This window comes from Clostridium neuense (genome assembly GCF_045310695.1).
GTDB classification, from domain to species: domain Bacteria; phylum Bacillota; class Clostridia; order Clostridiales; family Clostridiaceae; genus Clostridium_S; species Clostridium_S neuense.
On the sequence record NZ_JBJIAA010000005.1, the window covers coordinates 213,626 to 230,269 of the forward strand.

16 protein-coding genes and 1 riboswitch are annotated in these 16,644 nt (G+C 31.9%); all 16 genes read left to right on the forward strand.

All coding sequences use genetic code 11. The annotated features are described in order from the left end of the window. The first annotated feature begins 491 nt into the window (after window positions 1–491). Window positions 492–2,285 carry an ABC transporter ATP-binding protein gene (locus tag ACJDT4_RS07655; RefSeq protein ID WP_406786959.1) on the forward strand — a complete coding sequence of 598 codons (1,794 nt, stop codon included), beginning with the start codon at window positions 492–494 and terminating at the stop codon, window positions 2,283–2,285. Between the two features lie 23 nt (window positions 2,286–2,308). Continuing rightward, window positions 2,309–4,138, forward strand: coding sequence for an ABC transporter ATP-binding protein (locus ACJDT4_RS07660; protein WP_406786960.1), 1,830 nt, complete (start codon window positions 2,309–2,311; stop codon window positions 4,136–4,138). Between the two features lie 287 nt (window positions 4,139–4,425). Further along, complete coding sequence (locus tag ACJDT4_RS07665; protein ID WP_406786961.1) at window positions 4,426–4,722, forward strand: hypothetical protein; 297 nt, start codon at window positions 4,426–4,428, stop codon at window positions 4,720–4,722. 319 nt (window positions 4,723–5,041) lie between these two features. Then, window positions 5,042–5,830, forward strand: coding sequence for a GNAT family N-acetyltransferase (locus ACJDT4_RS07670; protein ID WP_406786962.1), 789 nt, complete (start codon window positions 5,042–5,044; stop codon window positions 5,828–5,830). Between the two features lie 130 nt (window positions 5,831–5,960). Next, window positions 5,961–6,443 (forward strand): GNAT family N-acetyltransferase, encoded by a 483-nt coding sequence (locus tag ACJDT4_RS07675; RefSeq protein ID WP_406786963.1) that lies wholly within the window; start codon window positions 5,961–5,963, stop codon window positions 6,441–6,443. A gap of 233 nt (window positions 6,444–6,676) precedes the next feature. Further along, on the forward strand, window positions 6,677–7,198 hold the full coding sequence (locus ACJDT4_RS07680; RefSeq protein WP_406786964.1) for a GNAT family N-acetyltransferase: 522 nt from the start codon (window positions 6,677–6,679) through the stop codon (window positions 7,196–7,198). Between the two features lie 776 nt (window positions 7,199–7,974). Further along, entirely contained in the window at window positions 7,975–8,370 is a 396-nt protein-coding gene (locus tag ACJDT4_RS07685; protein WP_406786965.1) for a nucleotidyltransferase domain-containing protein, read from the forward strand. Between the two features lie 239 nt (window positions 8,371–8,609). After that, entirely contained in the window at window positions 8,610–9,074 is a 465-nt protein-coding gene (locus ACJDT4_RS07690) for a dUTP diphosphatase (RefSeq protein ID WP_406786966.1), read from the forward strand. 519 nt (window positions 9,075–9,593) lie between these two features. Then, window positions 9,594–10,619 (forward strand): LacI family DNA-binding transcriptional regulator, encoded by a 1,026-nt coding sequence (locus ACJDT4_RS07695; RefSeq protein ID WP_406786967.1) that lies wholly within the window; start codon window positions 9,594–9,596, stop codon window positions 10,617–10,619. 458 nt (window positions 10,620–11,077) lie between these two features. Then, window positions 11,078–11,698 carry a bifunctional 4-hydroxy-2-oxoglutarate aldolase/2-dehydro-3-deoxy-phosphogluconate aldolase gene (locus tag ACJDT4_RS07700; RefSeq protein WP_406786968.1) on the forward strand — a complete coding sequence of 207 codons (621 nt, stop codon included), beginning with the start codon at window positions 11,078–11,080 and terminating at the stop codon, window positions 11,696–11,698. Between the two features lie 72 nt (window positions 11,699–11,770). Then, window positions 11,771–12,514, forward strand: a complete 744-nt coding sequence (locus ACJDT4_RS07705; RefSeq protein ID WP_406786969.1) for a sugar phosphate isomerase/epimerase family protein — start codon at window positions 11,771–11,773, stop codon at window positions 12,512–12,514. Window positions 12,515–12,542: 28 nt separating this feature from the next. Next, window positions 12,543–13,499 (forward strand): sugar kinase, encoded by a 957-nt coding sequence (locus ACJDT4_RS07710; RefSeq protein ID WP_406786970.1) that lies wholly within the window; start codon window positions 12,543–12,545, stop codon window positions 13,497–13,499. Beyond that, a complete protein-coding gene (locus ACJDT4_RS07715; RefSeq protein WP_406786971.1) occupies window positions 13,496–14,110 on the forward strand; it encodes an orotidine 5'-phosphate decarboxylase / HUMPS family protein in 615 nt (204 codons plus the stop codon). The genes ACJDT4_RS07710 and ACJDT4_RS07715 overlap by 4 nt, the downstream gene beginning before the upstream one ends. A gap of 24 nt (window positions 14,111–14,134) precedes the next feature. Further along, window positions 14,135–14,677 (forward strand): 6-phospho-3-hexuloisomerase, encoded by a 543-nt coding sequence (gene hxlB, locus ACJDT4_RS07720; protein WP_406786972.1) that lies wholly within the window; start codon window positions 14,135–14,137, stop codon window positions 14,675–14,677. Window positions 14,678–14,744: 67 nt separating this feature from the next. After that, window positions 14,745–14,915, forward strand: a riboswitch (Lysine riboswitch). A 112-nt stretch (window positions 14,916–15,027) separates the two neighbouring features. Then, window positions 15,028–15,897 (forward strand): 4-hydroxy-tetrahydrodipicolinate synthase, encoded by an 870-nt coding sequence (gene dapA / locus ACJDT4_RS07725; protein ID WP_406786973.1) that lies wholly within the window; start codon window positions 15,028–15,030, stop codon window positions 15,895–15,897. Window positions 15,898–16,067: 170 nt separating this feature from the next. Next, on the forward strand, window positions 16,068–16,644 hold a 577-nt coding region (locus ACJDT4_RS07730), incomplete at its 3' end, for a hypothetical protein (RefSeq protein WP_406786974.1).

A 16,644-nucleotide genomic window follows, 5' to 3' on the forward strand; every position in this document is an offset into this window, starting at 1 on the left:
AATAAGTTTATAATGATTGCAACAGCTGGCACAGCTAACTTTGTAGGAAATGGCTTAGCTACATTATTGGATAATTATGTAAAAATATACGACCTTGGTGAGTTAATTTAATTTACACATTAGTGATTTTGTGAAAGTTAAACCATAGGTTGTATGCCTATGGTTTTTTTATATGTTGTTTGAGGAAAAGTTTGACTCAAATTCAATATTATGTTTGAAAACCGTAGGATCTATATCCTATGGTTTTTTTATGTCCTTTAAACATGACATAAGGATGTCATATTACATTATATATAATTTGCTTATAGAGATTTATCTATAATATAAATTTATCGCCATAAGGCTGATAAAACAATCATATGATTGTGGAAAATAGAAAAAGGAGTGTTAAAAATGAGTAAAAAACAAATTTTTAGAAAGATAAGGAGCTTTGATTCTACACATTATGCGTAGCAATACTGAAAATTTTGAGTATGAGGGGGAATATTTAAATGAAAAAACTTTTAGATTTAACAAAAGGGAATAGGCTATTATACGTTTTAGCAATACTTGCAATAGGGGTGGCAACTTTTATATCTATGCTGGAACCTTTAGTTATTAAAATTACCATAGATTCAATAATAGGGAATAAGCCAATAAACGAAAACGCTGCTGTAGTAAATTTTGTGGAATGGCTGGGTGGAAGAAGTGTTTTATCTAAAAACTTATGGATATGTGCTATATGCTTAGTTTGTTTAACTAGCTTAAGAGGTGTGTTCTTGTTTTTGAAGGGAAAGCTTTCGGCTGAAGCCTCTGAGAACATGGCAAGAAGCATTAGAGTTAGGCTTTACAATCACATACAGAACTTGCCTTATAAGTATCATGTTGCTGTTGAGTCAGGTGATTTAATACAAAGATGTACTTCCGATGTTGAAACTATAAGAAGATTTTTTGCGAATCAAATGGTGGAAATAGGAAGAGCAATATTTATGGTTCTATTTGCAGTTGTCATGATGCTTTCAATGAATGTAAAAATGACATTTATATCAGTCATAACAGTGCCTATCGTATTTGTATTTTCCTTCATATTTTTTCGCAAGGTTAGCCATACCTTTCAAATTGCCGATGAGCAGGAGGGAGTTTTAACTTCTATGCTTGAACAAAACCTTACGGGAGTTAGGGTTGTAAAGGCTTTTGGAAGAGAAGAATATGAAATTGAGAAATTTGAAAAAGAAAACAAAAAGTACAGGGATTTAAGCTTTAACTTAGCCAAGTTATTATCAACCTTTTGGGCATCTTCAGACGTTTTATGTACTGTTCAGATAGGAATTGTTCTAGTTTCAGGTATTTACTTTACAGTACATGGACAATTAACTCTTGGAATGCTTGTTGCCTTTAACACCTACGTATCAAGGCTTATATGGCCTGTAAGACAGCTTGGAAGAATTCTTTCTGACATGGGAAAGATGACAGTTTCACTTAAAAGGGTAAGCCATATACTTGAGGAAGAGGAAGAAAAGGAATTTGGAGAAGGTTTAAGGCCAGAAATTAAAGGAGAGCTTTCTTTTGAAAATGTTAGTTTTGAGTACGAAGAGGGTTCATCTGTTTTAAATAATATAAGCTTTAAAGTAAAAAAAGGAGAAACCGTTGCAATCATAGGACCTACAGGATCGGGAAAATCTTCATTAATCCATCTTTTGCTTAGGCTTTATGATTACAAAAATGGGTCAATAAAGATAGATGGAATAGAGCTTAAGGATATATCAAGAAAATGGATAAGAAGCAAAATAGGTATCGTGCTTCAAGAGCCTTTTCTCTATTCAAGAACAATTAAAGATAATATAAAAATGGCGAAGCTTGATGCCAGTGATAATGAAATTGTGAGAGCTACATCAATGGCAGCGGTGCATGATGTTATAAAGTCCTTTGAAAATGGTTATGACACAATCGTTGGTGAAAAAGGTGTTACACTTTCAGGAGGACAAAGGCAAAGAGTTGCTATTGCAAGGACGCTAATAAAGAAAATGCCTATTCTTATATTTGATGATTCCTTAAGTGCTGTTGATGCAGAAACGGATAAGATAATAAGAGGTGAACTTGAAAAGAGAAGTAAAGAAGTTACAACCTTTATAATATCCCACAGAATTTCAACGGTTATGGATGCAGATAAAATTGTAGTTTTGAACCACGGAGAAATAGAAGCTATAGGAAAACATGAAGAGCTTATACAGAAGGATGGAGTGTACAAAAGAATATGGCAGATACAAAATTCAAAGGAAGAAGAGAACGAAGAAAAACTTGCTTAGTTTAAAATTAGGGGGTGATACTAGTGGCAAGAATAGAAGAAGAAAAGGTTACTCAGAAATTAAACCTTGGCATATGGAGAAGGTTATTTAAATATTTGGTTGATTTTAAAAAAGGATTATTATTGCTAGTTCTTCTTATGGCTATAGTTGCAGGAGTTGATTCCGCAATGCCGCTTTTGACTAGCTATGCTATAGATAATTTTGTAGTGAAAAATACAACAGATAAGCTTTTTGGTTTTGCAGTACTATATTTTGCAATTGTAATTTTTCAGGCTATAAACGTAAAGATATTTATAAGGCAGGCAGGTAAAATAGAAAATTTTTTGGCTTATCACATAAGAAAATTAGGATTTAAGAGGCTTCAAGAATTATCCTTTTCTTATTATGATACTTCCTCATCAGGTTGGCTCATGGCGAGAATGACATCAGATGTTGCAAGATTAAGTGAACTAATATCCTGGGGAATGATAGATATGGTTTGGTCTGTTGCAACAATGATTTTTTTCATAGCAATAATGCTTTTCTATAACGTTAAATTAACACTTATAAGCATGAGCGTAGTTCCACCGCTGTTTATAATCGGTATATTCTTTCAAAAGAAGATATTAAAATCGTATAGACATGTTAGAAAGTTAAATTCTCAGCTTACGACGGATTTTAGTGAAGAAGTAGCAGGTGCTAAAACTACTAAAACTTTGGTTCGTGAAGAGGAAAATTTGAATGAATTTAAGTACGATGCAGATAAAATGAGGTATTCATCAATAAGAGCAGCCATATTTTCATCCTTGTTTTTACCTATTGTAATATCACTTGGAAGTATAGGAACGGGTTTTGCAATATGGTTTGGTGGAAATAAGGTTATGATAGGCGGACTTTCTTATGGTGTTTTCGTAATGTTTATATCATATACAATACAATTTTTCGATCCTGTAAGTCAGCTTGCCGGAACTATAGCAGAAATTCAGCAGGCGCAGGCATCAGCAGAAAGAATAATATCACTTGTTGAAACAGAGCCAGACATATGGGATAAGCAAGAAGTAATCGAAAAGTATGGAGATTTATTTAATGCTAAAAAAGAAAATTGGGAAGAAATTAAAGGTGATATCGAGTTTAAAAATCTTTATTTTTCCTATAAAAATGGAGAAAAGGTATTTGAAAACTTTAATTTAAAGGTTAAAAGCGGTCAAACCATAGCCTTAGTTGGAGAAACTGGTTCTGGTAAAAGCACCATTGTAAATCTCTTATGTAGATTTTATGAGCCTACAAGTGGTGAAATTTTAATCGATGGAAAAGACTATAGAGAGCGTTCACTTTTGTGGCTTCAATCCAATTTAGGATATGTGCTTCAAAGTCCACATCTTTTTTCTGGAACTATTAAAGATAACATAAGATATGGAAAGCTTGATGCAACGGATGAAGAAATCATAAGGGCGGCAAAGCTTGTAGATGCACATCAGTTTATAATGGAAACCGAAAATGGCTATAACACAGATGTTGGTGAAAACGGAGGCAATCTTTCAACGGGACAAAAGCAGTTGATTTCTTTTGCAAGGGCCATCGTAGGAAACCCAGCCATATTTGTTTTGGATGAAGCTACATCTTCAATAGATACTGAAACAGAAAGAGTAATTCAAAATGCTATAGAAAAGGTTCTTTCAGACAGAACAAGCTTTGTGGTTGCTCACAGACTTTCAACTATAGTTTCAGCAGATAAGATTATAGTTTTAAGAAAAGGCAAAATTGAGGAAAGTGGAACCCATGCAGAACTTCTTAGAAACAAAGGATATTACTACAGATTGTACACTAACCAGCTTTTACAGGAGAAAGAGGAAGAGAGTTCAAAGGTAGTGTAAAATCAATTTACAGTTCACAGTGAAGTATGATTTTCTTCCGCTTGCGGAGAAGATCAACATTAATTGTGAAATGTGCACTAAAGAAAGGATTGATTAAAAAATGAGTATAAAATTACGAGCGTTAACCAAGATTGATGGAGGAAAGTTTCAAAACAAAAAGACAGAATCGATGATTCATAAGCGGAAAAATAAATAATTCATTCAGCCGGATTTTAAGGATGATTTTTCGTTAAGATGACACATCTATGTAAATCCGGATGATGCAAAGTAAAGTGAGGTTTTATATTATGACAATAAAATATGATGGAATAGTTATTAAGATAGATAATGAGAGAGAACTTGATAAATTAGATAAAGTTTTAAAAAGTATAGAATTGAGTAGGAAATATAGTGTTCAAAAAAGGAAAAGTATATTTAAGTCCAAAAACTTGAGAGTAAAATTTAATAGATTTATAGTAAATCCTTTTGTAAGAGCTGATGATTTTAGAACCTATGAGGAATATGTAAGTGCACTTCAAAGAACTAAGTTTTACAGTCAAATAAAAAATGAAGCGCTAGGACAACAACATTTTAGATGGAGCTGATATGGATAAACAACATTGAATGTTGAAATCGGTAATACCAAATGTATACTGTTAAACTGGAAGTTGAAAGAAAGAGTAGAGAGTAGAGAGCAGAGAGTAGAGTGAAGGATGATTTTTCTATGCTATGCTTCGAAAAATCTAAAACTTATTGCGCCCAAGGCGCTTAAAATATAGTGTTCAGCGGAGCTGACACTATTAAGTTCTAAGATTTACCTGAGAGAAGCGAAAGGCAAATCCACATTCATTCTACTCTCTACTCCTTACTCTCTACTCTTCTTCAAATTCCAAGCAATTTATTTATAAGTAAGGTGGAGTATAGATGATTTATGAAGCAAATAGTGATGTTAAAAAGAAGTTATTTCCTATATTTAAAGGTATAAATGATACTATGATACTTTCATGCTTGCAGGGATATATGGGGAAAGCTTATGTTGATAATATTGAAAAACCTACAGCGGCAGAGATTATAGTTGGCGTGTTTGTGTTTTTTGCTGGAGATGAGAAAGCGAAGGCTGCTGGGGAATTACTTAATAATCTTCCAGAAGATTGCTTTGTAGTTGCAAGTACGGTTGGATGGAAAAGTTCTATAGAAGAGATTCATAAAGGGCATGCAGATAAATTTCAGCGATATGCTTTTAAAAAGGATATTAAGTATTTAAATTATGATCACATAAAAAGTTTTCTTTCTACCTTGCCTGAAGGATATGAATTAAGAAAAGTAGATAAAGCTATAGCATATGATAAGTCTTTTCACGAGGTTTCTGAAGATTTTACGGCTCAATTTAATTCTATAGATGATTATTTAAATAGAGGTATAGGCTTCTGTATTTTACATGAAGGCAAGGTTGTATGTGGTGCATCGTCATATAGTATTTATGATAATGGAATTGAAATTGAGATTGACACACATCCAGGGTACAGGAGACAGGGACTAGCAACCGTTGCAGCGGCTGGGCTGATTTTAGATTGCCTTGATAGAGGAATTTATCCTAGTTGGGATGCAGCAAATCTTATTTCTGTTCATTTGGCAGAAAAGCTTGGATATGTAATGGAAGGACCCTATGATACGTATCATATTGTAGATAGACAACCTGAAAGTTTAAAATAGCTGATGTTAAAACTTTGCAAATAATATTTTGGATGCTTTAATCAGTTGACAGTGGACAGAGGACAATTGACAGTTAAGGATGATTTATCTTTTCATGCTGTTTATCCATGTTGAAGAGAGGAATGAATAGATGATAAATACAGAAATTAAAATATCTAAGGTGTTAGATAAATCTGAGAAGTCAAGAATAACAGAACATATATTAAGACGACTTCCAGAATGGTTTGGCATTGAAGAGTCATTAATTGAATATGTTGATGGATCAAAAACCACTGATTTTTATGCTGCATATGATTTAAATAAGCTTATTGGATTTATAAGTATAAAAACAAATAACGAATATACTTCAGAAATTTATATCGTAGGTATACTTAAAGAATATCACGGCAATGGAATTGGAAAAAGCTTGTTAAAGGCAGCGGAGAAACAGTTGATTCAAAGTAAAGTAAAGTTTCTCATGGTAAAAACTTTGGGAGAATCACATCCAGATAAAAATTACAATGAAACAAGAAAGTTTTATAAAAAGGTTGGATTTTATCCATTAGAAGAAATAAAAGAAATATGGGGTAAAGAAAATCCATGTTTAATCATGGTTAAGAATTTAGTGAAGTAACAATGCTTCGTCGCATAAACCGATGAGGGTTTGGGCGTTTAGCCCATGTGATTTTTGAACTAAGATTTATTAGGATTTTTTTAAATCGTTCCTTCAGCATTGTTACTTCACTCTCACAGTAGTGCAAGGGAAAAAATTCCTCCGTACCTACAGAATTTTGGCGTAAATCTTTATAGTACATTATTTAAATGATCTAGCTTCTTTATTATCTAATAAGTTGGGAGAGTGTGTAAATGAAATTAAAAAATATAGTTACGGACAGATTGATATTAATGCCAATAACACTGCAAATAGCAGAGGCACTTATGAAAAATGACAATAGTGAAATACTAAAGCTTGGAATGAAGACAAACAAGGCTTGGCCCACAAATGATACTAATGATATTTTGCCTATAATAGTGAAGAGTTTGAAGGAAAATGAACCGAGTGGCTTTGAAACCTGGATGATTGAAAGAAAAGATAGTAAAGAAATAATTGGTGATATAGGGTTTCACGGTATGCCAGATGAAAATGGTGAAGTGGAAATTGGATATGGTTTAGTAGAGAATGAGAGAAGAAAAGGCTTTGGTTTTGAAGCTGCAAGGGCAATTATGGATTTTGCTATTGCGCATGAAGCTGTTAAGGTAGTAAAGGCAGATTGTTTGATTAATAATATTCCATCTGCCAGAATTTTAGATAGGCTTGGAATGAAAGAAATAAGAAGAGACAGCGAACTAATTTATTGGGAATATTCAAAGAACATCAAAGAAATGTAATTTTATTAGGTTAAGGATCTGTTGTCTTAGTAAATTATATAAATAAAAAAGTAGAATAACAATTTATCTTGTAGATGAAAGATACTTTGTTATTCTACTTGTAAGCTCGGGCATAAGCTTACATAACAGGGTTTAGGTACTATGTAGTTTATTAAGTACAACAAAAATTTGTAACCAACAATTTATATTATACAAGTGATATGTATCTAAGTTTAGTTATTGTTGTGTCAATTTTGTAAAAGAATTAAAATCAATAAAATAATGAATTGATTTATTGTAACTACTATGAGGTGGAAGATAAGTATATGGAAATTAGTTTGAGATAAATTCTAGTCCAATTGCATTTTTGTATAAGTTTTAGTGAATATATAACTTAAAATAGTGATATATTATCTTTGAAATATCATATATTATATTGTGGCTAATTATAAAGCTTTTTGAAACCCTTTTCTAAATTAGAATATTCATAAAGAAGGCTGTCTATTCTAACTACACTTGCTTGCCACATAATCCAATCCTTGAAGTTTCATACTTATCCTATTATTCGTTGGTAGCTACGTAAATATGAACTTTAAGCTTTATACTTATTTAGAAGTTTATCAAGTGTGGATGTGCTTTAAGGTGGCATTAAATCTATTTGGATAAAAAGTATAAAATAAATGCAGAAGCTTAGTTTGTTACATTTTAGTAAAAGGTACTTTATTATAGTGCAAAAATGTTTTTTCAGTAATAAAATAGAATTATATAAGCATGACAGGTGAAGGAGAGATTTAATTATGACGGTTTGGAATTTTTTGGACAAGGTTAAAAAATATGCAGAAGAAAATGACATGATAAATGCAGTTGTATTAGTTGGTTCATATGCAAGAGGAGAGGAAAAGGAAGATTCCGATGTCGATTTAACCATAATTAGTACTACACCTAAATTGTTAATTGAAGATGCGGAGTTTGTAAATGATTTTGGAAAATTAATAAAGGTTGAAAAAGAAAACTATGGCAGGGTAACTTCTATAAGGGCATGGTATGAAGATGGCATGGAAGTGGAGTTTGGGATAACTTCACCATTATGGATTTCTAAACCTCTAGATGAAGGCACGCTTAAGGTTTTAAAGGACGGCTACAAGGTTATTTTAGATAAAAAAAACTATTTTACACATATGAACATAATATAGTGAAACTAACTATATGCATGTGGAATTTGGCTTAAGGACAAAGTATGGTGTTTGAGTTTTTCATTGAGCTCATATAAAATTAGCTTTATAAAAATAATGTAATGTAAATACTTTCGAATTTATATTGCATTATTTTTATAGTTGTAATTCTTTTACAAGAGTCTACTTTATAGAGTTTTCTTAATCATTAGTGTATAATAAAACCAATATGCTAAGAATTATAAGGGGAAGGATCAAACATGATAATTAGAGTTAAATATTTTGAAGGTGCGACTAGATTAAAAAAAATAAAAAAAGGTAACTGGATTGATGTGTATGCAAATAAGGATGTATTTGTTAAGGTAGGAGAAAGAGCAATGATTCCACTTGGCTTTGCATTGGAACTGCCTCAGGGGTGGGAAGCTCATTTAGCTCCTAGAAGCTCAACCTTTAAAACCTGGGGAATAATTCAAACGAACTCAGTAGGTGTAGTTGATGATACATATATAGGAGATAATGATCAGTGGCACATGCCAGTGTATTGTCTTCAAGGTAAGAATAAAGAAGTTTTAGATGGAGTAGAACAAAACGGTACGTGGGTAAGGCAAGGAGATAAAATAGGACAATTTAGGATAATGGAAGTTATGCCAGAAATAGAGTTTAAAGAGGTTGAATCCTTTGGTAATGCTGATCGTGGAGGATTTGGCAGCACAGGTGTAAAATAAAAATAATGCCAAGTAACAATGCTTCGTCGCATTAAAAAAATTCTATAAATCTAAGTGGCGATTCTAAGCGAGTGCTTGCTTAAGGTATAGAAGGATAATGGGCAAAGCCCAAACCTCGTGCATGTTTACTCGCTGAGAAGATGTTCAAACAGATTGAAATATCTAAGTATTTTGCGATTTTTTTAAACTGTTCCTTCAGCACTGCTACTTCTCTTTTAAGGGCAGTTCAAGGAGAAAATTCCTTCGTACCTACGGAATTTTAGGAATGAATCTTTGTAATCAGTTAAGCTTTAACATAATATACGGTTGAATAATTTTTTAATGCTACAGTCGCCTTTTATTACGGCTTTATAATTAAATAATGTAAGGCTTTTTAACATATGTAAATAAAACAGACAATCCTGAAAGTGATATGGCAAGCTTACTAAGGGTTATGGTAAAATATTAAATAAAATATTGCAAAGCTTTATTTAAAGGTGTAATATATATTTAGAAACCGGTTACTAAAGGAAGGTTAAAATGGACAGAGATAAAAAGGTTGTAATAGATGATGTAGCAAAAATGGCAGGAGTCTCTAAAGCGACAATATCAAGATATCTAAATGGAAAATTTGAATATATGTCTGAAAATACTAGAGAAAGAATAAGCAAAGCAATTGAAAAGTTAAATTATAGACCCAATAATATAGCTAGAAGTTTAAAATCAAATAAAAGTAAATTAATAGGTGTTGTTATAGCTGATTTAACCAATCCTTTTTCTTCAATATTAATTAAGGGAATTGGTGATGAGTGCAAAACAAGAGGCTATAATATGGTTATCGTCAATTCAGATAATGATAAAGCTGAGGAGGAGGAATACATTAAATCTCTCTTAGATCAGCGAGTAGAAGGTCTTATAGTAAATAGCACAGGTTATAATGAAGAACTATTACTTGATATTAAAAATAAAGATATTCCTATAGTGATGGTAGACAGAACTTTAAGTGAAGAAAAAATAGATTCTGTTACTAGCAATAATTATGACAGCACTACGGAAACAATAAATTACTTGATAGATGCTGGTTTTGATAGTTTATGTTTTTTTACAGAGAAAGATGAAAACGTAATGCCTAGAAAAGAAAGAGAAAGAGCTTTTTTAGATGTTTGCAGTAAAAGGCTAGGTAAAGCTAATTTTAGTGTATGCAGAGTCGATTATGGTAAAGGTGGAAATTTAGAAATTAATTTATGCAAGTTTTTAAATAATTACACTGGCAGGAAGGCAGTATTTGCTGTAAATGGTGTGATATTATTAGATACTCTTGCAGCAGTAAATAAGTTGAATTTAAATATTCCAAAGGATTTAGGGATTTGCGGATATGACAACTGGGGTTGGGCATCACTTATACCGCCTGGAATTACAACTATTTCGCAGCCGTCTTATGAAATGGGCTTTGAAGCAGCAAAATTGCTTGTTGATAAAATTGAGAATGAGATTTCCAAAGATATAATACATAAGCAGCTTAATTCTAAATTAGAGATAAGAGGCTCGACTATACCCAATATATAAGATTTGCAGCTTAAAAATTGTAAATACTAAATGAAGCTTATTATAGATAGACAACTTGGAATGTTAAAATTACAATCTTCAAGTTTATCCTGGAAAACTAAGATGTGGTTTAGAGCACAGAGTACAGTGAAGGATGATTTTTCTCCGTTAGCGCTACGAAAAATCGAAAACTTAATGTTCGCGCATAGCTTAAAATATAATATTTAGCGTAGCTACTACTAATAAGTTCTAAGATTTATCTAAGAGAAGCGAAAGGTAAATCCACATTCACTGTACTCTGTCAGTTGTACTCTGAATTAAATTTCAGTTTATAGGGATAAATTTGGTATTAGTAATTTAAAGCTTACAGCTTGTTTATCTATAAATTAGAATTTGTATAAAAGTACAATACATATAGTTTACGGTTTTTAGAAACCGGTTTACAAAAATACATTTTAAATGCGAAGGGAAGAATGAAAATGAATAAGAATGAAGTTAAAGGAAAAATGAAAGGCAGCGTTGTTGCTGTTATTAGGTGTGCAGATTTTGATTTGGCTGAAAAAATTTCAAAGAGATTAATTAGTGATGGAATAAAAGCTATTGAGGTTACGTATTCAGTTAAAGATGCTGGAAAGCTAATTAAAAATCTTAAGGAGCAGTTTCCAGATACTTTAATAGGAGCAGGAACAGTTTTAAAATTAGAAGAAGCGAAGGAAGCAGTAGGCTATGGAGCAGATTTTATAGTTTCTCCTTGTATAGTTGAAGAAGTATGTGATTTTTGTGTAAAAAATGATATATGCTGTTCACAAGGTGTAGCAACTCCAACAGAAGCATTTAAAGCGTATAAGATGGGAGCAGATATTATAAAACTATTTCCAGGAAGTGCTTTTGGACCTTCATATATAAAAGAATTAAAAGGACCTTTCCCATTTATGAATTTTATGCCTACAGGTGGAGTAAGTGAAAAGAACATAAAAGAATGGTTTGATAATGGAGTAGTAGCAGTTGGCTTGGGTGGATATTTTACAAAAAATATAACAGAAGATAATTTATCAGATATAGATGTAAGGGTTAAAAAGATATTTGATGCGTTAAAGTAGGCTTTCATCTAAGGGTATAGCAATTGATGATCATTACCTAAAAGCAAAATATGAAAGGGCTTTAGTTGTATTATGGATAGGAATTTATTAGTTATAAATACTTTGGTTTTTAAAGATTATTTTGATAAAGGCTATACACAGGATAAATTCTTTAACTTTGTTTTTAATATGGATGTAAGAAATATTGAGGTTAGAAGAGAGTATATAAAAAACTTTAATGAAGAGTTAGGACTATATAGAAACTTAGCTAAAAAAATGAAGCTTAATATTTTTTATAGTATTCCAGATACCATATTCAAAAATGGAAAAGTAGATGAAGAGAGTTTAAATGGATACTTTGAAGAAGCAAGAACAATGAATTGTAAAAATGTAAAGTTCAGCATAGGAGACTATAAAAATTTCAATTCCAATTTAAAAAAAGCCTTAGAGACATTTATGAATTATGGTATTAATGTAAATGTGGAAAACGACCAAACTTATGAAAGTGGAACGCTGGTTAATATAATTAAATTTTTAACCGATTGTAAGGCTGAAAAAATTAATATTGGATATGTATATGATGCTGGAAATTGGCGATGGGTAAATGAAAATGAACTAGAAAATGCAGCGACATTAAAGGATTTTACAAGGTATGTGCATTTAAAGGATGTGAAAAAAACCTCCAGCGGAAATGAGGCTTTTCCGCTGGATGAAGGAAACATAGAGTGGAGAAGAATACTAGATATATTGCCTAAAGATATTAATGTTGGATTAGAATATCCATGTGAAAATAATTCGGTTGTTAAAGAAGGCATTAAAAAGTTACTTCAATATTAAGCTTATATAAAGGAAAGGAAGTCTACAAATGAGCGAAGTTATAACAATTGGGGAGCCTTTAGCTCTTTTTGCGGCAGAAGGTGAAGCAGAGGTTGATAAAGAAATAAAAGATGTAGAGCATTTTAAGAAGTTTTTAGCAGGGGCTGAGGTTAATGTATGCGTTGGTGTGTCAAGATTAGGACATTCCGTTGAATATATAACAAAACTTGGAGAAGATCCATTTGGCACGTTTATTAAGGAAAGCTTAAATAAAGAAAACATAGGAACGAAATATATAAACTCTACCGATAAATTTTTTACTGGATTTCAGCTAAAATCAAAGGTGAGTGATGGCGATCCTAAGATATTTTACTTTAGGAGAAATTCTGCAGCTGCAAACTTTGATATAGAAGATCTTAAGGGTTTGGATTTAAATGGTGTTAAGCACGTTCATCTAACAGGAATATTTCCAGCGTTATCTGAAAGCAGCAGAAAGGCTTCATACAAACTAATAGAGCTTGCTAAAGAAAACAACATAAGAATTACCTTTGATCCAAATTTAAGATTGCAGCTTTGGAAGAGCAAGGAAGAAATGATAAAGACTATAAATGACATAGCTTTTAAGAGTGATATAGTAATGCCTGGCATAAGTGAAGGCTTAATATTAACTGGCAGCGATAAGCCAGAGGAAATTGCAGATTTCTATCTAAATAAAGGAGCTAAAACTGTAATAGTAAAGCTTGGAACAAAGGGTGCATTTGTTAAATCTAAGGAAGAAATGCACACAGTTTCTGGCTTTAAGGTAGAAAAGGTAGTAGATACAGTGGGCGCTGGCGATGGATTTGCGGTTGGAGTTATAAGTGGAATGCTTGAAGGCTTAAGTATAAAGGCTGCTGTTAAACGTGGAAATGCAATAGGAGCTATGGCAGTAATGTCACCTGGGGATAATGATGGCTACCCAACGAAGGAGGAGCTTGAAAGCTTTTTAAGAGGTGAGGCTAAATGAAGCTGCAATTAGCTTTAGATAGAATCAACTTAGAGGATGCTAAAAGTATTGCTAAAGAAGCACAGGCTTATATTGATATAATAGAAGTTGGAACATCACTTATTAAAGATTACGGAAAAAAATCTGTAAACTTCATTAAAGAAAATTTTAAGGATAAAGTAATACTAGCGGACATAAAAACCTGTGATGAAGGTGAATATGAGTTTAAAGCTGCATTTGAAGCAGGAGCGGATATTGCTACTGTTATGGGAAATGCACCACTAGGAACTATAGAAATATGCTATGAGGTTTCAAGAAAATATAATAAAGATATTATGATAGATTTAATGGAAACTAATGAGGATAGGATAGAAGAATTAAAGAAGCTTGATGATGCTATATTTTTTATTCATTTACCTAAAGATAATAAAAGTGGAAATCTAATTGATAATTTTAACAAAAAGAGCACGGTTTATAAAGGAATTAAAAGAATTGCACTTGGCGGGAGTGTAAAGGAAGAAATGCTAGGAGATATATTAACTATTAATCCAGAAATTTTAGTTATTGGTTCAGCTATAACAAAATCAAATAATATAGAATTAGCTGCTAGAAAATTTAAAGAAGCTTTGTAGATAATCAACCGGGAGATGAGATTAATGGAAGTGCTAAGCGAAATATTAAAGGAAGTAAATAGTGTAGTAAAAAATGTTGATGAGAAAGAGATAGATAATATTGTTCAGCTTATATCTAGGGAAAAAAGAATATTTGTATATGGTGAAGGAAGATCTGGACTTGTTGGAAAATGCTTTGCAATGCGCCTTATGCATTTAGGTTACACAGTTTACGTAGTTGGAGAAACAATAACACCAGCAATTAATGAAAATGATATGATAATTGCCATATCTGGTTCTGGAGAAACTTCAATGGTCTTAAATCTAGTGAAAAAAGCTAAAGATAAAGGTGCATCTATAATAGGGGTGAGCAGTAAGAAAGCGTCATCGCTTATAAAGGTTTCATCGAGCTTTTTAATAGTTCCTGGAGCTGTAAAGTCAGATAATAATGTAAAATCCATACAAATTTTAAGTTCATTATTTGATCAAAGCCTTCATATAGTTTTAGATGCACTTTGTTTAAAGCTTAGCTATAAAGATAAACTTGACAATAAGGAAGCAATAAAAAATCACAGCAATTTGGAGTAGCTTGCCAAGTTGAAATATAAATAAATATGTGATAAACTATGTATAAATATAAAATAATTGAATTCTTACCTAGGGTAGAGGTGCTGTAATTATGAGTATTTGTTTTTAGCTGGCAAGCGTTTTAGAAACAAAGAAAGGAATAGCAGCCGAAGAAAGCATTTTGGCAAGGATGTTTTCTGGTTTTATGTAGAATATGCATGAAACTGTCACTAAAGTATAGTGGAGAGCTACAAGGTACACGTGCAAGGTTGTTAAATATTACGTTAATAACAGCAGTAAAGGTGTTCCTTTGCTGCTGTATTTTTTTGATGATATTTTGTTTCCCAGGTAAGAGGAAGGTGGGTATATAAATGAAAATTCAAGGTGTGTTAATACCAGTTGTTACTCCTTTTATAAATGGAGAGGTTGATTTAGAGTCTTATGGAAAACTTATAAAATATTATACTTCAAAGAAAATAGCAGGAATTATGCCGCTTGCAACTACAGGTGAAACTCCAACCCTTACAGATTATGAGTATGAAGCTGTGCTAAACAAGACAATTGAATGTAATGAAGGAAATGTTCCAATATATGTTGGCTTTGGCGGAAATAATACTGGCAAGATGACAAAGGACATTAAAAAATTTGAAAAATTCAACATAAAGGGCATATTATCTGTATGTCCATATTATAATAGACCAGATCAAAGAGGAATATACGAACATTTTAAAGCAATATCTGAAGCAACTCCTTTGGACATAGTGTTATACAATATACCGTATAGAACAGGTAGAAATATTGAAAATGATACAGTTAGAAAGTTAGCAGAGCTTAAAAATATAGTTGGAATAAAGGATGCTTGTGGTGATTTTAGCCAAACTACAGATCTTTTACTTCATAAGCCTTCTGATGAAAATTTCTCTATACTCACAGGAGAAGATGCTTTCTTCTACAGCACACTAATGCTTGGTGGGGACGGTGGAGTTATGGCATCTGCACACATAAATACAGATAAATATATAGAAATATACAATAAAGCAAAACAAAATGACCATGAAGGAGCACTTAAGCTTTGGAAGGAAGTTGTAGATATAATACCAATGCTATTTAAGGAGCCTAATCCAGCACCAGTTAAGCATTGTCTTTATAAACAAGGCTTAATAAAATCTTCTGAGGTTAGATTGCCATTAGTTACTGTATCAGACGAGTTGGCGAAGGAATTAGATAAGTTTATAAGGTGAATTTAAGAAAAAAATGTTGTAAAGCTATTTTGTTTAGCTCTACAACATTTTTTTACAATTATTTTGCAAATGTTTTACATATTTATATTTTTTGTCACTAATATATAAAAATTTACATACGATAAACTATAAGTAAAAAGTTAAAAAATATACTAAAATGGAGGGGACTTATGAATAAGAAGTTAAAAAGTACATGTATAGCTTTTATGGTTGTTGTTTTTGGAAGTGCATCAAGTGTTTTTGCAAAGGATACATTAGGGGGAGGTTGCAAGGGTAGGAATACTTTAAGTACTAAAGCAGTAAAAGTTGTAAACACATCTAAAGCAGAAAATGTTATACCAATACATGAATATAATTTTGATAACGATAATGCAAAGGATTCACGTGTTATTGATACGGGGAGTAAGTCAACTAACATAATGGACTATGCATATGCTTATAATACAGATGTAGTAAATGAAGATGGAAGAATATTTAGAAGATTTAGTGGTGATAATAGCAATATAGAAATTAGTAGTGAGGATATTCCATCTAAAAATATAAGCATGAAATTTGATGTTAGATTTCCATCGGGTAGTGGAATAAAAACAAATAATATCATATCATCAAGGAATGGAATTAATTTGAGTTTGGGATATAATTCATTAAATCTTTCAATTGACAATGCAACTAGCTTAAATGTAGATGCAACAAAGTACTTAGATGGAAAATGGCATACAATAATGATTACTTATGCAGAAAATTTTC